This is a genomic window from Flavitalea sp. (assembly GCF_035489435.1).
In the GTDB taxonomy this organism is placed as follows: Bacteria; Bacteroidota; Bacteroidia; order Chitinophagales; family Chitinophagaceae; genus DATHKG01.
The window spans coordinates 26090-44462 of sequence record NZ_DATHKG010000024.1 but is presented as its reverse complement, the minus strand read 5'-3'; the positions used below and the strand labels follow the sequence as shown (position 1 = coordinate 44462).

The following is an 18373-nucleotide window of genomic DNA, read 5'->3' as shown; positions in this document are numbered from 1 at the left end:
TATTTTAGACAAACTTTCGTGTCAGGACAAAATCTTTAAATAATAAATTATATCAGAGATTGGATCAAAGATTCAGATTTTTTGATTCTGTTTCTAAAAAACGAAGAAATTTGGCCCGAAGCTTAACATAGAATGCGATCATTTTCTTCGCTTCAGGTGTGATGACCGAGCCGCCACCATTGTTCCCACCTGTATGGGGAATGACCATGGGTGAAATCGAATTGTCATTGATTGTGCTTACCAATTCACTGGCCTTTTTGTAAGACATTCCCATTTGTAATGCTGCCTGCCGGATCGATCCTGTTTCGTCTATCAGGGTTAATAATTCTACCGGACCGGGGCCAAAGTACCGGCTCCCATTGCATTCGATCCACAAACTTCCATTTATTGAATATTGGTTGTTTTTTTTAAAAATCCTTTGTGTTTGTGTTGATGTCATGGCAATACATTTTCAATGGCAAGGTACCAATTATTGAAACCAAAATATACCAGGGAATTTATGGCTCCTAACCAGCGCAGACTGGTAAAAATCTATTAGCTGGCGGGAGGTATCGTTGGCTTTTCCAGTAAACTTGATCAGTATTAATCCGCCTGGAATCAGTTAACTCCAGGCCTACAAAGCAAAGAACATGGAGAACTTCAAATCATTTCATACACTGATTTCTACGCTTCAGTCGTAAATTTCCTGAAGTCATGTTGTTGCCTGTCTTTCCGGACATTATCATTCTTTACTTGCATGAAAATTAATGAAATGACACCTTCAAACAACAAAACAACACAACTCCGCAATACCGGTTCTTTTTCACAAATGGTCGGGATAGGTTCCAATGGGAATTTCGAAGGTTCCCGCGATCACAATTTGGGTATCAACCCTGGTCAAAATAAGTCCAATCCCGGCTCAGGCAAGATCAACCTGGGACGGTGGAGCAAATGGGTTCCTTCAAACAAGACACTTGGAATAATTGCCATGATCTGTTCTCCTTTTCTTTTCATGGAAATGCTTTCTGATCACAAATTTGGACTTCGTAATACTTCAGCTGCGGGTGTAGCTGATCTTATATATATGACCGGCTGGATCTGTAGCATTCTCGGCCTTATAAAACAAGAGGCAACCGGCAATAAAAAATGGGGCAGGAGATTGCTTAGGCTAAACCTCGTTTTTCTCGGTGTCGCTTGTATCTGGAACATATGGACAGCTGTTGATCCCACCAACAATTCAGCCTTGTACCGGGTACTTGATTTTTTCTGGCCCGCCAGTAACATCTTGTTGTTCATCACCGGTATTGTTATCGCAGTTCAGAAAAAACTTACCGGCTTCGCCAGGTGGGCCCCCCTGGTGGCGGGTTTCTGGCTCGGTTTCGCAATCATGTTTGGTGCGGTTGCAGGTGTCAGAAATGATCCCAGCTTTTATACAATAGGTGCATATTCATCCATAGCATGGTTTCTGCTTGGATTATCAATCTACAAAAGTGATGAGGTCTAAACTGTTTTGCATTTGCTAATGTTTGTAAAGTTTTATTGATTTGTCTTAACGCCTGATTTATCAAGCTGACCGATCAATTCTTTTACAGCAGCATCCAGCTGAGAATCTTTTGCATTGCCTTCGCCCAATTGCCTGGTTACGGGAATATCGACTTTCCTTGGAACCAGTTCCATGTTTTTCCCTTCATGATCATCGATCCTTGAAAATGGAAGTCTCACAGCAGAACCATCGATCAGCTGAACACTCGAAGTGAAAATGATCCAGCCTGCTGTTGGTTCACCAACAACTTTTCCCAGGCCAAGAGTGCGATAACCCTCTGTGAAATCTTCCGCATCTGAAAGGGAATGTTGATTTGTTACCAATATGGTTGGTGCGTCCAGGGCACGCTGCCCAAGCTGCACACGGGCAGGTGCTGATGGCATGCCCCGGCCAGTCATGGTCAGGTAATTTTTACGTGAGAGCACATCCAAAGCATAGGGATTTACGAATCCGCCGTTGTTGTTGCGCACATCTACAACTACGCCCTGCCTTGAGTGATTTTCGGCATCCATATCCATGTATAGCTGATTGAGGGACTGCTCAGACATATCAGGCATATGAACATAACCCAGCCTTCCTTTGCTGACTTTTGTAACATAATCTCTTTGTTCCATCACCCATTGCTTATATAACATTCCCTTTTCGGTTGCAAGGTTAACAGGGCTTACAAAAACTTTCACCGGAGACGTACCAGCAGCAGATGATGAAATTGTAAGCGATATACGTTTGCCAATCTTATTCTGAAGCAGCTCGTCAATATTATTCCCGGCAGCCAGGGTCTTGTCGTCAATTGCTATAAGATAGTCGCCTGGTTTTATAGTGCCTGGCAGGGCAGCAGGTGAGAGATAAATGACTTCATCTATCTTAAACTTTCCATTTTCTTCATATTCCCTGCTATTAAATTTAAGACCGGTCTTACCGGTAACAAAACCTAAGCCGGTCGCAGGACCAGACACACCCGAATGGGATGCATTCAGTTCGCCGACCATAAGGTTCAGTATCCTTCTTAGTTCATCAGGATTGGTAGCTCCATAGGCGAGTGGCTCATACTGTTCATGTATTTTTTTCCAGTCAACCCCATGGAATTTAGGATCATAGAACCCCTGGTTTTGTGCTTCCCATACTTCGTTAAAGATTTCAACTTTTTCATTCGTAAAATCTACATCCATCTCAGCAATCACTGCCACTGACTTTGGCTGTTTGGTATCAACCACCATTGATTGAATCCTTCCCTGCTCGAGATAATAAATTTCCCGGCCGTCAGCAGAAAACTGGGCATCTGATTTATTACCAGGTGTTGTAGTGAGTTGTTTTAATACTGCGGGTTCGCGGGAGGTTTCGTCGAGTGAATAGGTGTAAAGATTAGTTTGCTGGCCCGCTGAACCACTGATCAGCATTTGCTTGCCATCTTTACTTATTTGTACATAACCTATATCAAGGCCTAATGATAATATATTCAGTCTTTGACGAATGCCTTCGATTTGTATTGCCACAGGTTTGAACGCTGATGAGCCTGGATTTGAAGCTAATGCTTTTAATGTACTGTCGGCTCCCGGTTTTTTTGCAGAGTCAGCTTTGATTCCCGGCGACGAAGGGTTAACAGGCGATGAAGGAGAAGTATTTTGTTCAACAAACATCTTTTGAAATTGCTCTTCCCGGAAAAAGGGTGTCTGAGGTATAAGATCTACCCTGGCAACAAAACTGTTTTCGGTTCGCTGATTGGTAGTAAATAGAATGTATTTACCATCAGCGCTCCAGTTAACCACTCCACCGGAAGTGTTAGCCAGGAACGTGACCTGCCTTGGTTCACTTGCTCCATCAGCTGCTGCTATATAAATATTGCGGAACGTTTTATTTCCAAACCCGGCATATGCAAGCCATTTGTTATCGGGCGACCAGCTCACTGTACCAGTGGCAGAAAATGGTGGCCGGCCGAGGTATCCTTTTGCTACTTTGATTTCTTTTTTTGTATTAAGATCCATCACATGCAATTCCTGTCCGTTCCTGATGAAACTTATCAATTTGCCGTTCGGCGATAATAAAGGTGAAACATCATCCATGGTGCTATTAGTTAACCTGGTTTCTTTTCCGCCGATAAAATTGTATTGATATAAATGCGCCGTGCCATCCCTTTCAGAAGAATAAATAAGGCTGTTGCTGTTCGGAGTCCAGATGGGTTTGGATTCTCTCTGCGTTGTATTGGTAACCCTGAAGGCATCACCGCCATCCTTTGAAGAGGATACAAAGATCTCTCCATGCGACACAAATGCAATCTTTTTTCCATCAGGGGAAAGTGAAAGATCCCTGAATTGGTTGGATGATCTCAGGTGTTCAATTGTATTGCCTGCTGATGAACCAACAAGATTAATTTTCAATTCTGTTACATTCCCGTTGCTGGTCTTGTATTTCCAGATCCCGAAATCGCGTTCAAAAACCACTGTTTCTGCGTTCCTTGATATAGTTGGCCAAACGACGCGGCCCTTGCTGAATTTTGTCAATTGTTTAGCTTCCCCTTTGACAGGCCGAAACCAAAGGTTCTGGGACCCACTTCGATCAGAGATAAAATACAGAGCTGTGCCGTCCTTGTTCCACATTGGCCAAAGATCGCGTGCACCACGCATAGTTAACTGCTCATATGATCCATCTTTTGATTGGTCCTTGTTTGTATTGAGCAGCCATATTTCTGATTCGTCAAGATGACTGTGACCGTTTCTCCACCATTGGTGAGAAGCCACTCCCCTTGCATTAAAAGCAAGCATCCTGCCATCAGGTGATGGTGTTGCGAAAAATTCATTGGTATAACGGTTATCAGCAACCGCCATAGGCGTTCCTCCTGAGGCCTTTACGCGGTACACATCACGCATGGATGAAATGTCATTTGCAGTACTTGAAAAATACAGGAACTTTCCATCCCCGGACCATGCACTGAGTTCTTCATTGCCATCATCATATGTAAGACGTGTCAAAGAGCCGTTCTTAAAATGATACGTGTAGATATCACCATTGCCAGTAATGGTTGAATTGAAAGCAAGATATTGTCCGTCCGGCGAATATAGAGGTCTGGATTCATAACCTGCCCGGGCAATTAATAATCTTGCCTGTCCACCTTCTGAGGAAACTGTCCAGATGTCACCAGCCGATACAAAAGCAATCTCAGAACCGTTGGGCGAAATAGCCGGGTCAGAGAAATACGAAATTGGTTTTATTTCTTCTTTTTTCGGATCAGAAGCCGGGCTTTGAGCTTTCAGTATTTGTAATCCGCAGATAATATATAGGAAAATAATAGCAGTTGACTTTCTCATAAACGTTATTCCTGTTGACAGTGTTGAATAAAGATGTTTTGGCTTGAACTTTCAGTTAGTTTGTCCATCCTGAAAATAGTGATTTTCCGGAATCCGCTAATATAGGACAGGGAACAAACTCTTTAATGATATTCCCGATAAATAAATGATATTGCCATTCGTAAAATTATTAACCGTTAAAAACGCTAATCTATGCTTAACCGCAGGCAGGCTGTGAAGTTGCTGGGACTTACATCCGCATCTACACTCATTTCATTCAAAGGCAATGCTATACCATCACCAAAGCCTACAGTAGAAAAGTTTGGTTATTGTCTTAATATGGCTACCCTGAGGGGCCACAAACTCGGTTTTGTTAAAGAGCTGGAAGTTGCTTCGAAGGCTGGTTTCACATTGGTAGAGATATGGATAGACAGCCTGCAGGAGTTCCTTGCCAAGGGAGGCAAGGTATCAGAAGCAAACAAACATTTGCAGGGATTTGGGATCACCGCAGCGAATGCCATAGGTTTTGCCAAATGGATAGTTGATGATGATGAAGTGAGGAAGCAGGGAGTTGAACAGATGAAAAAGGAGATGGACCTACTGGCACAGATTGGCTGCAAACGTGTGGCAGCACCACCTGTTGGAGCAACGGATAAACCTGGACTTGACCTGAGGAAAGCCGGGGAGCGATATCGCACAATCCTGGAATTGGGTGATCAGTCTGGTGTGGTTCCACATCTTGAATTGTGGGGCTTTTCGAAAAACCTCTGCACAACTTCGGAAGTAATGTTTGTCGCACTTCAAAGCGGTCATCCTTCAGCAAGAATTTTACTTGATGTTTATCATTTGTATAAGGGTGGTTCAAGTATCGAAACTTTACCTTTAATAGCAAAAAAGGCGGTGGAAGTGATTCATGTGAATGATTATCCTGCTAAACCAACAGATACCATCGTTGATTCGGATCGTGTTCACCCGGGAGATGGCATAGCGCCGGTTAAACGTATATTGGATATCCTCAACGATCCGCAAAAACCATTAATTATTTCCGAAGAAGTCTTCAACGCAGCCTATTACAAACAAGACCCCCTCACCGTAGCAAAAACCGCCATGCAAAAAATGAAAAAAATAACCGGCGAGTAATAACTCATCCCTCCCTCACTTACTCATTCATCACTCACTCATAACTAATAACTCATAATTCATAACTCAATAAAACAAAACCCTTCCGGAATGAAGGGTTTTGTTTTTAGGCTATCTATTTGGCTAAGTAATGATCAACATAGAATTGTAACTGGGCTTTTGAAAGGATAAATTTTTTAAGTGTTGCTTTTACTCCCTCCATGCAGCGCAGCAAGCTTTTGAGTCTTATTTCCGTCGGCGGAATAAAAAAAGCTGAGTGCTCCGCTTGCAGATTTTTGCAGAGCCAGTATTTCTTTTACTGGTATTACCATATCTGAAGCTTCCCCATCAACATCTTTGAATTTCCACTCCTTAACTACCTTCCCTGCTTCATTTTTTAAGGTAATCACCCTGTTTTTGCCAACCTTGGAAGGCGCATTACATTGCATGTACCTGATCACCAGTTTATCCGAAACATTTTTATCGGTAAGTGGCAGCGTTTTCAGATCAAGTGGATCGCCGAGCGACTGTTTAACAAGTAGTTTGTCATTCAGATAGATGGCATAACTATCAATTCCACCAAATGCAGATGCGCTCACAAATGGCAGGGAAAGAAAAATTAGTAAGATGGCTTTAATAAAGATTGATGGCCTGATTAGTCTTTTCATATTCTTAAACTTTTAAAATGATTAATTCTGTTTTCAACACAAAGAAATCAAACTCATTGTTTATCAGGTAATTTCTTTGACTATCTGCTGCAAACAATTGATGACTTGTAAGCTGTGTTAAATATTGCGCCACATTTGCATCTCATCAAGAAAAAATCACTTTTTGGATAATTCGTTGAAAATATCGACTGTTAAAGCGTAACTTAAAATGTGCATTTTGTTTGGAAATATAAACTCGATCACCTGGCGTTCTGGTTGGTTACCGTTGTGTTCTATGCTTTTAACCGCGCGCACATTATTCAACAGGCCGGCACCGGATATTATATAATTGATGTTCTGGTTCACAACCTGCTCCTGGCTGCAGTTTGTTACCTGAATATCTATTATTTATTCGAACGATATTTTAAAAAGGACAGGTACCTGCTTTATGTTATTTCGATCCTGGTTTTACTCTTATTGTATACGGGTTTGCAAAACGGTTTTGACACCTGGCTGAGCGCACATGTAAATAATCTTACCGTCCGGAGGAGCTTCTTTTTTAATACATATTACAACGCTTCAATCGGGATATTTTACCTGGCATTTACACTTTCACTTGAATTAAGTAAACGCTGGTACAGGCAACAATTATTATTGCATCAAATGCAAACAGAAAAATTACAGGCAGAACTCGAATATCTTAAAGCACAGCTTAACCCGCATTTTTTATTTAACTCAATCAACACCATTTATTTTCAGATTGATAAATCGAACCATGAAGCAAGAGAATCATTGCAAAAATTTTCTGAACTTTTAAGATACCAGCTATATGAATGCAATGAAGACAAGATCCCGATTGAGAAAGAAGTGAGTTACCTTGAAAGTTATGTTGATCTCCAGAGACTCCGGAAAAGTGATAAACATTCCATCGTTTTTAACAGCGATGAAAGCGCCCGGGATTTTTGCATCGCACCTTTGCTTTTATTACCCTTTGTTGAGAATGCTTTTAAACATCTCTCCAGTTCGGTAGATGTAAAAAACACGGTGGAAGTAAACCTGGCCAGGCAAAACGGATCTTTCCTGTTCAGCGTAGTTAACTCGGTGGATCCGCCACCAGCTGTCAGGAAAAAACCGGGAATCGGACTAAAAAATGTGAAACGAAGACTTGATCTTCTGTATGACGACAAGTATAAATTAAACATTGAAAGAAAAGACGCTATTTTTTTGGTTGAATTACAGATTCAGATATCATGACAATGAAATGTCTTATAATAGACGACGAGCCGATTGCCTGCAGGGGAATGAAGGAATATGTTTCCCAGATAGACTTCCTTGAACTGGCCGGGGTTTATGCCGATCCATTGCAGGCTTACCAGGTGCTGGATAGTGGTGAAATCGATCTGATTTTCCTGGACATTGAAATGCCCCGTTTATCTGGAATTGATTTTATAAAATCACTTAAAAAAGTGCCGGCAATAATATTTACTACTGCTTATACCAGTTATGCGCTTGAAGGTTTTGAACTGGGCGTTGCGGATTATCTGCTGAAACCAATATCATTTCCGCGCTTCCTGAAAGCAGTTAATAAAGTAAAAGAGTTGCATTCGGCAATGCGCCCCGTAAGTGCTCCGCAAACAGAAGAGAAAGGCAGTTTTTTTATTAAAGAAAACGGGGTGTTTGTAAAAATTTATTATGATGAAGTATTATATGCGGAAGCCTTGCAGAACTATGTTGCCATTCATCTCGCGGGCAAAAAAATGATTACTTATGTCACGCTTAGTATTCTTGAAAAACAACTTCCTGAAGCCATTTTTATGAAGGTTCATAAGTCTTATATCGTTTCACTTCAAAAAATAAAAGCAATTGAGGGTAACACTATACTTATAGAGTCTGCCCAGATACCTGTAAGCAGGAATATGAAAGATCTGCTAATGCAAAAAGTAGTCGATACAAAACTTCTTAAACGCTGAGTTTTTATAACTCACCCCCGGAGTTTCGCCCGGGCTATGTGAAATCAACCCCTATCGGGTTGTTGTAAACCACTCAACACTCACCACTAACTCATAACTCATCACTCATAACTTAATGATGACCTTTCTTTCCCCGACCTGCTGGCGCCACATGGAATAATACAAGCCTTTCGCAGCTAGCAGTTCTTCATGCGAACCTGATTCAGCGAACTTCCCTTTCTCAAGAACATAGATAATGTCAGCATGCATAATGGTCGATAGCCGGTGGGCTATCAGTATTGTCATTTGCGACTTGCTGCCGGAAATATCGCGGATAGTCCTTGTAATTTCTTCTTCCGTAATAGAATCAAGGGCTGAAGTGGCTTCATCAAAAATGAGCAGTCTTGGCTGGCGAAGCAATGCTCTTGCAATAGATATCCTTTGTTTCTCTCCACCAGATAGTTTCATTCCGCTTTCCCCCAGCAGGGTGTTGACCCCATGTGAAGCTTTTGCTATCAGATTCGTGGCGGATGCTCTTCTTAATGCGTCTGTAATTTCTTCGTCTGTAGCCGTGGGTTTTACAAAAAGAAGATTGTCCCTGATTGAACCCGCGTAAAGTTGGGTATCCTGTGTAACAAACCCTATCTGCCTTCTGAGTGGATTATACTGCACCTGGTTAGATAACACATCATTAAAATAAATACCGCCAGTCACCGGTGTATATAAACCAACGAGCAACTTGACCAGGGTAGATTTTCCCGAACCCGACGGACCAACAAACGCGATTGTTTGCCCGCGGTGGATATTGAAAGAGATATCATCGATAGCATTGTATCCCGCAGTTTTATGCCGGAAGACTACATTATCAAAATGGAGGCTGGACAAGTTATCTATCTCAATACTGTTTTCGGGCCTTTTCTCTACTGGCTTATTCATAAGACGATCGAAGGTTTTCAACGATGCATCAGCCTCACGATATAGTATGATCATGTTTCCCAATTCCTGCAAAGGCGTAAATATCGCTGTGGATATAAATTGCATGGCGATCAATTCACCGGTACTTAATATCTGGCGGAAAATAAGCCATAACAGTATAAACAAAATTGATTGTTTAAGAAGGTTCAGCATATTGCCCTGTAGAAAAGAAAGCGTACTTACTTTCTTTGCTTTGATCATTTCAAGGTTATATATTTTCAGCGTTTGTTCGTTCAGGCGCCTGATTTCCGGGAATGTCAGTCCAAGGCTTTTAACCAATTCTATGTTTCGCAGGCTCTCGGTTATTACACCTGCCTGCTTATCTGTTTCCCGATTTATTGATCGCTGTATGCCTTTGATTCTTTTCGAAATTAGTCCTGTCAACGATCCAAGCATCACCACACCCACAAAAAACACTGGCACCAGCAACCAATTCCTGTTAAGGCTGTACCAAATTAAAAACCCGACACCGACCAGCGAAGAAAATACAACATTGATAAATGAATTGATGAAACGTTCGGCATCTGTTTTTACTTTTTGTAAAACTGATAAGGTGGTTCCGCTGCGACTTTCTTCAAATTCCTGGAACGATAATCTTAATGTCTGCTTCAAACCATCATTGAAGATATTCATGCCAAACTTTGCAACTGTTCGCCTGGTGAGATATTCCTGCGCGGCCTTGCATAATTTAGACAAGATGGCGATACCGAGTGCGATCAGTAGCCAGGATATTACACCTTTGATAAGTTCATCCTGTGGAAGATTGTTTTTATTGGTGGCATAGTCGTCGATTATCTTTCCGAAGATCACCGGATCCAGCAGGCTTAATAGTTGCGCCGCTGCGGCAAGTAATAAAGAGAATAAAACGAGTGTACGGTGCGGCTTCAGATACTTCCAGAGTATTTTCATTATAAATCTATTAACGCCAGCCATCATAAAGAATGCCCAAATGGAAGCTGATAGCTTGGTGAAACTTTACATTTACGATTCTAAGTCATTACAAGGAAATAAGTCATTACATGGAAAGTAATACTGCCACATAATGACAAATGGCCGCTGCGAGCACAAACGAGTGCCACACCGCATGAGTGTAAACAAATTTATCCCAGAGATAAAAAAAGACACCAAGTAAATATAATACACCCCCGATAACTATAAATACAAGCACCTCATGGGGGACCGCGTCGAAAAACCGTCTGCCACCTGCGATCATGATCAATCCCATTAGTACGTAGACTATAGTTGATAGTATCTCAAGTCTTCCTGTAAAATACGTTTTAAAAAAAATACCAGCTAAGGTGAGACCCCATAGTACGCTAAGCAATGAGATGCCAAAACTATTATTCAGATAAACCAGCAGGAATGGAGTATAAGTTCCTGCAATCAGGAAGTAAATACTGATATGATCAAAAACCAGAAATTTCTTTTTGATTGCTGGTTCCTGGGCAATATGATAAATAGTTGAACAGGTAAACAACAGCAGGAAACATAAACCATAAATGCCGGAGCCAATTATCCCGGGTATATTGTTATGCGAAGTAGCAATACCGGTAAGAACGGGTAATCCGCTTATTCCGAAAAGGATACCGAATCCATGTATCAGGCCATTAACAATTTCCTGTTTGCGAGAATATATTTCCTGCACGCTTCTATTTTTTGACCAGCAATCTTGCCCGTTCACAAACATTTTCCACTGTAAATCCAAAATACTTCATCACTTCGTCACCGGGGGCAGACATACCAAACCGATCGATGCCTATGACATCGCCTTCTGAAGTGACCCATTTGTACCAGCCGAAAGTAACACCGGCTTCAATTGCCAGCCTTTTGTTGATTTGTGGTGGTAACACGGTGTTACGATAAGCCTCATCCTGTTGCTCAAATAATTCCCATGAGGGCATGCTGACAACCCTCGTTTTTATTCCTTCTTTAACCAGTATTTCAGAAGCGCTCACTGCAAGCTGTAGTTCTGAGCCGGTGCCAATCAAAATCAGATCCGGTTGTTTATCATTTGAGTCGATCAGGATATAAGCACCTTTTGCCAGGTTAGTTGCTGGTGGATAACGGTCCTGGTCGATAGTCGGCAGTTTTTGTCTCGTGAGAATCAATGCAATAGGTCCGGTCATATTTGTCATTGCAACGGCCCATGCCTGTACTGTTTCATTTGCATCACCTGGTCTTATTACGGTAAGATTAGGAGTTGACCTTAAAGAAGTAACCTGTTCTATCGGTTGATGGGTTGGTCCATCTTCCCCCAGGCCGATGCTATCATGGGTAAACACATAAGTAACAGGGGCTTCAGTGAGGGCCGCAAGACGAATCGCGCCACGCATATAATCAGAAAAGTTCAGGAAGGTTCCGCCATAAACTCTTACACCATGATGACTGGCCATTCCGTTCATTATTCCTCCCATACCATGTTCACGAACTCCAAACCAGATGTTGGTATTCTGATAGCTACCTGGCTGGAAGCTGACTTCCCCTTTTACCGGCATCTCGTTGGAGCTTGCCAGGTCCGCTGATCCCCCGAGAAGCCAGGGCACATGTTTTTTTATAGCTTCAAGGGCTTTCCCAGATGCCTGCCGGGTTGCAAGGCCTTCACCAGCCTTAAACACCGGGAGGTCCTTGTCCCAGCCCTCAGGCAACTCACCTTTGAAAGCCTGTTCCAATTGTTTCCCTTCCGCCGGATATGCCTTCTTATAAGCTTCAAATGCGTTCTGCCATAAAGCCTGGAGCTTTTCACCATTTTTGCCAGGGATCAGTAGGTGATCCTTAGCCTCCTGGGGTATATAAAATGATTTCTCAGGATCCCAGCCAAGGTTTTGCTTGGTTTTCTTTAGATTTTCTTCTCCTAATGGGTTGCCGTGCACCTTGCTTGTTCCTTGTAAAGGGCTGCCGAAACCAATGATGGTTTTAACCGAGATAATGGATGGCCTGTTTTTCTCCGCTTGTGCATTTTTTATGGCATCTTCAATGCCTTTTAAATCATTTCCATCATGAACCCTTTGTGTGTGCCAGTCATAGGCATCAAAACGTTTTAGTACATCTTCTGTGAACGCGAGACTGGTTGGACCATCAAGTGAAATATCATTGTCATCATAGAGAAATATGATCTTTCCAAGTTTTAAGTGGCCCGCAAGCGAAGCCGCTTCTGCCGAAATGCCTTCCATCAGATCACCATCGCTGACTATGGCGTAAGTATAATGATCAATGAGCTGATGGTCCGGCTTATTATAGGTTGAAGCCAGGAATGCTTCAGCCATGGCCATACCAACTCCGTTTGCAAAACCCTGGCCAAGCGGGCCGGTAGTCACTTCTACCCCGGGGGTCAGCATTGATTCGGGATGTCCCGGAGTCTTCGAATCCAGTTGCCTGAACCTTTGCAGTTCCTGCATAGGAAGGTCGTAGCCAGTGAGATGCAGCAGGCTATATAATAATGCTGAACCATGTCCCGCAGATAACAGGAAACGATCTTTGTTTTGCCAGTTCGGATCTTTTGGGTTGAAGCGTAGAAATTTTGTCCAAAGCACATAAGCCATCGGTGCAGCACCCAGTGGCAAGCCCGGGTGACCAGAATTTGCTTTTTGAACCGCATCGGCCGATAAGAAACGAATGGTGTTTATACTTAGTTGCTCTATGTTGACTTGTGTTGAGGATTGGTTGCTCTTAACTTCTGTTGAGGTTTGATTATTCATAAAGAATTATTTATTGTGGACAAGTGAAGTAGACCGTTACCTGGCAAAAGTAGGTAGTAATGAATTATGAGTTATGAATTATGAGTTATGAATTGAGTGTTGGAAATTATTTAATTTGGATAACAACGATTGGTTTTTAAATTGACGTTGCGCACAATGGATATAATAATTATGCCGGGGGATGGGAATTGCGGCGGTGACGCAGATGAATTAAATCGATTTAATCCGACAAAAAAACCTCGCTGTGTTAAAAGCAAGGTTTGTATGGGAAACGTGGAATGTCGCGGCTGAAATCACTTTCTGCGAAATCGTCGGGGAATCAATTGGCAGTTCCGGTCAGGTGTCTTTTAACCAGGCAACCTTTTGCTCAGGCAAATGTTCCTGGCCAATAAGGTCCCGATACAGGTCGGGCCGCCTGGCCCTGAGATATCGATAGCCGCCTGCCTGTGTCAGTTTCTCAGGAATCAACACAGAAGTTGTGATATCATCATCAAAGCTCCGGCATTCGGCAACGATATCTCCAAACGGATCTATTATCATAGAACATCCATTTTTCAACTGATCATCATCCATTCCAATCGGGTTCGAAAAAACTACATACACAGCGTTATCATAAGCTCTTGATGGCAGCCATTTCATCAGCCATCCCCTTCCTTTAAGACCGTCAAATTCGAGGCGCAATGAGGTCGGATCATTTTCGCGGTTTTCCCAAAGTTTAGGGTCCACAAAACCCGCACCTGGCCTCGTGGAAGGAGTGCACATAGTCACATGTGGCATGAATATAATATCAGCACCCAGTAACTTGGTGGCCCTCACGTTTTCAATGATGTTATTATCATAACAAATCAATATCCCACATTTCCAGCCATGCAATTCGAATACACAATATGAATCACCCGGAATAAGGTGCGGATTGATAAAAGGATGAAGTTTCCTGAATTTAGCAACGAGGCCGTTTCTGTCAACACAGACATAAGCCTTGAAGAGGTTATCATCCTCATCTTTCTCAAACAAACCGGCCAGCACAACGATATTATGCTTTCGCGCGATTTCCCTGAGTTTTACGATGCTTTCACCGGAAGGAACATATTCTGCCAGCTTCAGCATCTGATCCTTTGATAATTTCCTGGCAAAAGTATAACCGGTAATACTGCACTCATGGAATGCAATCACCTGTGTGCCCTCAGCTGCCGCCTTGCCTGCAAGTTTATCGATTACAGAAAGGTTATAGGCTTTATCGTCACTCTTGTGCTCGAACTGAGCTGTTGCAATCTTTAATTTTTCCATCTTATCGCAAATTTTCCATCTTATCGCAAATCTTATCGCAAAATTTAAGATGGACAAACTTAACAATAATTAACTTTACAGCGATTCAGTATACTTTTTGAAGTTATCAAGTATTGACTGCCAACCGGCTTGCTGCATTTCAATACTATTTTGACTTTCCGGGTCAAATGTTTCAACAACATCTGTATTGTTTCCATTGCCTGTAAAAGTGACCTTGACTGTTCGACCATCACCCATGGTATACTCAATAACTTTAAACTTCTCAACATTGTCATAGACACCTGCAAAATCAAATCCCCAGCTACCATCTTTTGCTTCCATTCTTGAACTGAATTTTCCACCGGTCCTTAAATCGTTTTCGGCTTTTGGTGTATGCCAGTCATCAGACGCACTGTTCCATTTCATTATGTCTTCAGGGTTGCTCCACGCATTCCAGACTTTTTCGACAGGAGCATTGACTGTTGCTTTTACTGTAATGGTTTGATTCATTGTTGTGCTCATTTTGATAAAGTTTAATTGATGATTATTTTAGTTTGCATAGCAAAAATAACATGCATTATAAAACCAACAGGTGGCCGATTCTGACAATTGAAGGGTGAGTTTACGACAACCTAAACAAAATATTTCAGGATCTCTGCCGGGTATTGTGCCAGTGCAATTTCAGGTTCTTCTATTTCAGGATGCCAGAGTTTTTCCCATTCAAAACTATAATATCCCTGGTATCCGCCTTTCTGCAAAAGCTGGATAGACTCCCGCATAGGGGCTTCACCTTTTCCTAAAATCCGGTATTGAACCTTGCCATCCTTGATTATACCGTCTTTTACATGTACATGATGTATGTATTTGCTGATAGCAGGATAAATATCTGCAGGAGCTTCTTTCGTAACGGACCATGCATTCATGATATCCCAGATCAGCCCGATCTTTTTTGTATCAACCTTTTGCATTACATAGACGAGGTCTGCTTTGCTGACAAGATCACCATGTGATTCCATCAACACTTTCACCTTGCTTGTTTTTGCATAAGCGCCAAGTTCATTAAGTCCTGAAACAATGAGGTCAAGAACAACCTGTTTTGAATCATCTTTCGGTAAATTGTTCGGAAATACCCTGATATAAGGGCATTCAAGTTTTTCGGCCAGGTCTATATATCTTTTAGCATCATCGAGATTTTTTTGCCTGGTAGCTTTATCAGTATGATGCATCGCTGCCGATGATCCGAGGTCGACAAGTTTTATTTTATTGTCAGCAAGTAACTTTTTGGTTGATTGAATATTCGAATCAGCAAATTCCTTGATTTTGGTGATATCAATCTCACGTTGGATGGTACGAATTTCAATGCCCTCGTATTTATAGTCAACCGCAAACTTTACGATTTTTTCAAAGGTCCAGTCGGGGCAGCCGAGCGTGGAAAAACAAAGCTTTTTATTTACTGCAGGCGGCACAGCGAAGGTTGATGCAAATGGCAGTGAAGCAACTGCAAGCGCTGATTGTTTAATAAACTTACGTCGGGTTGATTGAATCATATGACATCATTATTTAAGCTCACCCAAAGTAGTGAATTCTGCCAGCATTTTATCTGCGTTTAGTTTGTTAAGTGCCCCTGTTGTCCGTGCGCTTCAAAACAATCAAATATTTACACTGGAAAAACTGGCAGAATGGTCAGAAAAAGGTTTGCTGGCGCTTCATGGCATGGGACCTTCTACCATACCAAAATTAAGAACGGCATTAGAAAAGGCCGGTCTGAAATTCAGAACTTAGGTCTCATCGGATTATCTATCCGAACTATTTCATTGGATTATCTCATGTAATTACCAAATGGAATTATCTCACAGGATTGTTTCTAAAATAATTTACATATGAAACAATTCATGAAGTAAATTGCCAGAGAACTCATCATTTCAAACACTCAACTCACCACTCAACTCACCACTCACAACTCACAACTGTATTCAGTATCTTTGAATTAGTTTTTAAAATCCAACAGAGGTTGCTAAATAACCTGGAATCCATGAGCATAAGGATCATCATCATCTATTATGATGGTGTTATAACCGGTAACAATAGCCCAACCTTCAATTGCGGGGATGATGGCTGGTCTTCCATTTATGGTGGTCACGTCTTCGATGGTACCTGTAAATTTCGAACCAATAATACTTTCATGAATAAATGATTCACCTTTATGAAGTTTTTCTTTTGCGAACCATTGGGCCATCCTGGCAGAGGTCCCTGTTCCACAGGGTGACCGATCTATTGCCTTATCACCATAAAATACAGCATTGCGTGCAGTGGAAGACGGATCCAGGGTAGATCCTGTCCACATAATATGGCTGCAACCTGAGATATGTTCGTTCTCAGGATGGATAAACTGATAATTTTCGTTTATACGTGACCGGCAGATCCGGCTCCATGAGATCAGTTGGTCGGCATTATAATGATCAATGCCTTTAAAATTTTCCTGGGGATCGATGATTGCATAAAAGTTTCCACCGTAAGCTACATCCGCTGTTAAGGGTCCAAGGTCAGGACATTCAAAACTGATATCTTCAGCTGCAAGAAATGATTTTACATTTGTCAGTTTTACCGATCGGACTTTTTTCCCTTCCTGCCTGTACTCTATCAGAACTAGTCCGGCAGGTGTTTCCATCCTCAGTACGCCAGGTGTCCGGGGAATCACCAGTCCCTCTTCGATGGCTATAGTGATGGTACCTATTGTGCCATGGCCACACATTGGTAAACAACCACTGGTTTCAATAAACAAAACGCCAATATCATTCAGAGGATCAGAAGGTGGGTACAAAATGCTTCCACTCATCATGTCATGTCCCCTTGGTTCAAACATTAATCCCTTTCTTATCCAATCATACTCCCTGAGAAAATGCAGTCTTTTCTCCATCATCGAATTCCCTGTGAGTAACGGACCTCCACCGGCTACAAGCCTTACAGGGTTTCCACAGGTATGAGCATCAACACAGAAAAATTTCTTTACAGCCATCAAAACAATTTTGGTGGCGGTAAATTACGGATTTTGATTGATGCAACGCTCCGGATAATGTGACTCAGCTGATTTGTAAGGGATGTGTGATTTTTGGAACCCTGATAATATGAAGCCAGTTAAGAAATAATATAACAGGGTAAACCGGATCCAGTTCGTGCCATTTTACACCGAAGTTTATTGAAGACGGCCTTTTATGATGATTGTTGTGGTATGACTCTCCAAGCATAAATATGTCTACCCTGAAAAGATTTTCGGAAGTATTATGAAGCTTGAAATTTTTATAACCGAATTTATGTGCAAACCAATTAATAATTGCGCCATGGAAAGCACCCATAGCAATTACAACTGGTAATAAAAGGTAGAGGAATAGTGAATTAGCAAACAGGATGAAAATGGTTGTATAAATAACTACCCAAATAATTCTTGATACGGTACTATTTGCAATCCGTTCAAATGCGGGCCAATCAGGTAGATTTTTTGTAAATCTTTCCTCAACGGTTAACCTGCCCTTGTAGACGTCACGATAAAAATTTCTCGTTCTCATCATCATCGAAAATAAATTCGAGGAATAGTTGGGTGAATGGGGATCCCTGGGTGTATCTGTATACGCATGATGCATTCGATGCATGATCGCATAAGCCCTTGGACTCATATAACTTGATCCCTGCGTTATGTAAGAAAAAATAAAGAAGAATTTCTCCCAAAAACGGCTCATCTTAAAGGCTCCGTGGGAAGCATAACGGTGATGAAAAAAAGTTTGGGAAAACAACGATAAGTACCAAATGGCAATAAAAATAATAATGATAGGCATATTGAATTAAACGATTGAATCAGAGTGGAAATGATAATTGAAAAAGCTATCAAGATCGTGCAGAAGGAAATAGCAGGAGGAATTAAAAT

General features: G+C 41.7%; 16 protein-coding genes. 5 read left to right on the top strand and 11 right to left on the bottom strand.

The window, feature by feature from the left end; all coding sequences use genetic code 11:
- Positions 1-64: 64 nt before the first annotated feature.
- On the bottom strand, positions 65-439 hold the full coding sequence (locus VK664_RS04210; protein ID WP_461397361.1) for a winged helix-turn-helix domain-containing protein: 375 nt from the start codon (positions 437-439) through the stop codon (positions 65-67).
- 312 nt (positions 440-751) lie between these two features.
- Here VK664_RS04210 and VK664_RS04205 point away from each other — a divergent pair, with 312 nt between their 5' ends.
- The gene (locus VK664_RS04205; RefSeq protein WP_461397360.1) at positions 752-1483 is read left to right on the top strand and encodes a hypothetical protein; all 732 of its coding nucleotides are present in this window, start codon (positions 752-754) and stop codon (positions 1481-1483) included.
- A gap of 32 nt (positions 1484-1515) precedes the next feature.
- Here the strand turns inward: VK664_RS04205 and VK664_RS04200 are convergent, their stop codons facing one another.
- The gene (locus VK664_RS04200; RefSeq protein WP_461397359.1) at positions 1516-4824 is read right to left on the bottom strand and encodes a S41 family peptidase; all 3309 of its coding nucleotides are present in this window, start codon (positions 4822-4824) and stop codon (positions 1516-1518) included.
- Between the two features lie 192 nt (positions 4825-5016).
- Here VK664_RS04200 and VK664_RS04195 point away from each other — a divergent pair, with 192 nt between their 5' ends.
- Positions 5017-5943: a sugar phosphate isomerase/epimerase family protein gene (locus tag VK664_RS04195; protein ID WP_461397358.1), complete on the top strand. Its 927-nt coding sequence runs from the start codon at positions 5017-5019 to the stop codon at positions 5941-5943.
- A gap of 176 nt (positions 5944-6119) precedes the next feature.
- On the opposite strand, the gene VK664_RS04190 is transcribed toward VK664_RS04195, so the two are convergent.
- Complete coding sequence (locus tag VK664_RS04190; protein ID WP_461397357.1) at positions 6120-6590, bottom strand: hypothetical protein; 471 nt, start codon at positions 6588-6590, stop codon at positions 6120-6122.
- Between the two features lie 210 nt (positions 6591-6800).
- Here VK664_RS04190 and VK664_RS04185 point away from each other — a divergent pair, with 210 nt between their 5' ends.
- Both VK664_RS04185 and VK664_RS04180 read left to right on the top strand, forming a co-directional pair.
- A complete protein-coding gene (locus VK664_RS04185) occupies positions 6801-7823 on the top strand; it encodes a sensor histidine kinase (protein ID WP_461397356.1) in 1023 nt (340 codons plus the stop codon).
- Between the two features lie 2 nt (positions 7824-7825).
- Positions 7826-8539, top strand: a complete 714-nt coding sequence (locus tag VK664_RS04180) for a LytR/AlgR family response regulator transcription factor (RefSeq protein WP_461397355.1) — start codon at positions 7826-7828, stop codon at positions 8537-8539.
- A gap of 105 nt (positions 8540-8644) precedes the next feature.
- Here VK664_RS04180 and VK664_RS04175 read toward each other — a convergent pair whose 3' ends face one another.
- The 6 genes from VK664_RS04175 to VK664_RS04150 all read right to left on the bottom strand — a co-directional run bounded on the left by VK664_RS04175 (position 8645) and on the right by VK664_RS04150 (position 16001).
- Positions 8645-10402, bottom strand: coding sequence for an ABC transporter ATP-binding protein (locus VK664_RS04175; RefSeq protein ID WP_461397354.1), 1758 nt, complete (start codon positions 10400-10402; stop codon positions 8645-8647).
- A 106-nt stretch (positions 10403-10508) separates the two neighbouring features.
- Entirely contained in the window at positions 10509-11138 is a 630-nt protein-coding gene (trhA, locus tag VK664_RS04170) for a PAQR family membrane homeostasis protein TrhA (protein ID WP_461397353.1), read from the bottom strand.
- Between the two features lie 4 nt (positions 11139-11142).
- Positions 11143-13188 (bottom strand): transketolase, encoded by a 2046-nt coding sequence (gene tkt / locus VK664_RS04165; RefSeq protein ID WP_461397352.1) that lies wholly within the window; start codon positions 13186-13188, stop codon positions 11143-11145.
- A 336-nt stretch (positions 13189-13524) separates the two neighbouring features.
- A complete protein-coding gene (locus tag VK664_RS04160; protein WP_461397351.1) occupies positions 13525-14475 on the bottom strand; it encodes a nitrilase family protein in 951 nt (316 codons plus the stop codon).
- A gap of 75 nt (positions 14476-14550) precedes the next feature.
- A complete protein-coding gene (locus VK664_RS04155) occupies positions 14551-14976 on the bottom strand; it encodes an SRPBCC family protein (protein ID WP_461397350.1) in 426 nt (141 codons plus the stop codon).
- A 110-nt stretch (positions 14977-15086) separates the two neighbouring features.
- Complete coding sequence (locus tag VK664_RS04150; protein WP_461397349.1) at positions 15087-16001, bottom strand: sugar phosphate isomerase/epimerase family protein; 915 nt, start codon at positions 15999-16001, stop codon at positions 15087-15089.
- A gap of 31 nt (positions 16002-16032) precedes the next feature.
- Here VK664_RS04150 and VK664_RS04145 point away from each other — a divergent pair, with 31 nt between their 5' ends.
- Entirely contained in the window at positions 16033-16236 is a 204-nt protein-coding gene (locus tag VK664_RS04145; protein WP_461397348.1) for a helix-hairpin-helix domain-containing protein, read from the top strand.
- 232 nt (positions 16237-16468) lie between these two features.
- On the opposite strand, the gene VK664_RS04140 is transcribed toward VK664_RS04145, so the two are convergent.
- Both VK664_RS04140 and VK664_RS04135 read right to left on the bottom strand, forming a co-directional pair.
- Positions 16469-17470 carry a 4-hydroxyproline epimerase gene (locus VK664_RS04140; protein ID WP_461397347.1) on the bottom strand — a complete coding sequence of 334 codons (1002 nt, stop codon included), beginning with the start codon at positions 17468-17470 and terminating at the stop codon, positions 16469-16471.
- Positions 17471-17534: 64 nt separating this feature from the next.
- On the bottom strand, positions 17535-18284 hold the full coding sequence (locus tag VK664_RS04135) for an acyl-CoA desaturase (protein ID WP_461397346.1): 750 nt from the start codon (positions 18282-18284) through the stop codon (positions 17535-17537).
- Positions 18285-18373: the final 89 nt, after the last annotated feature.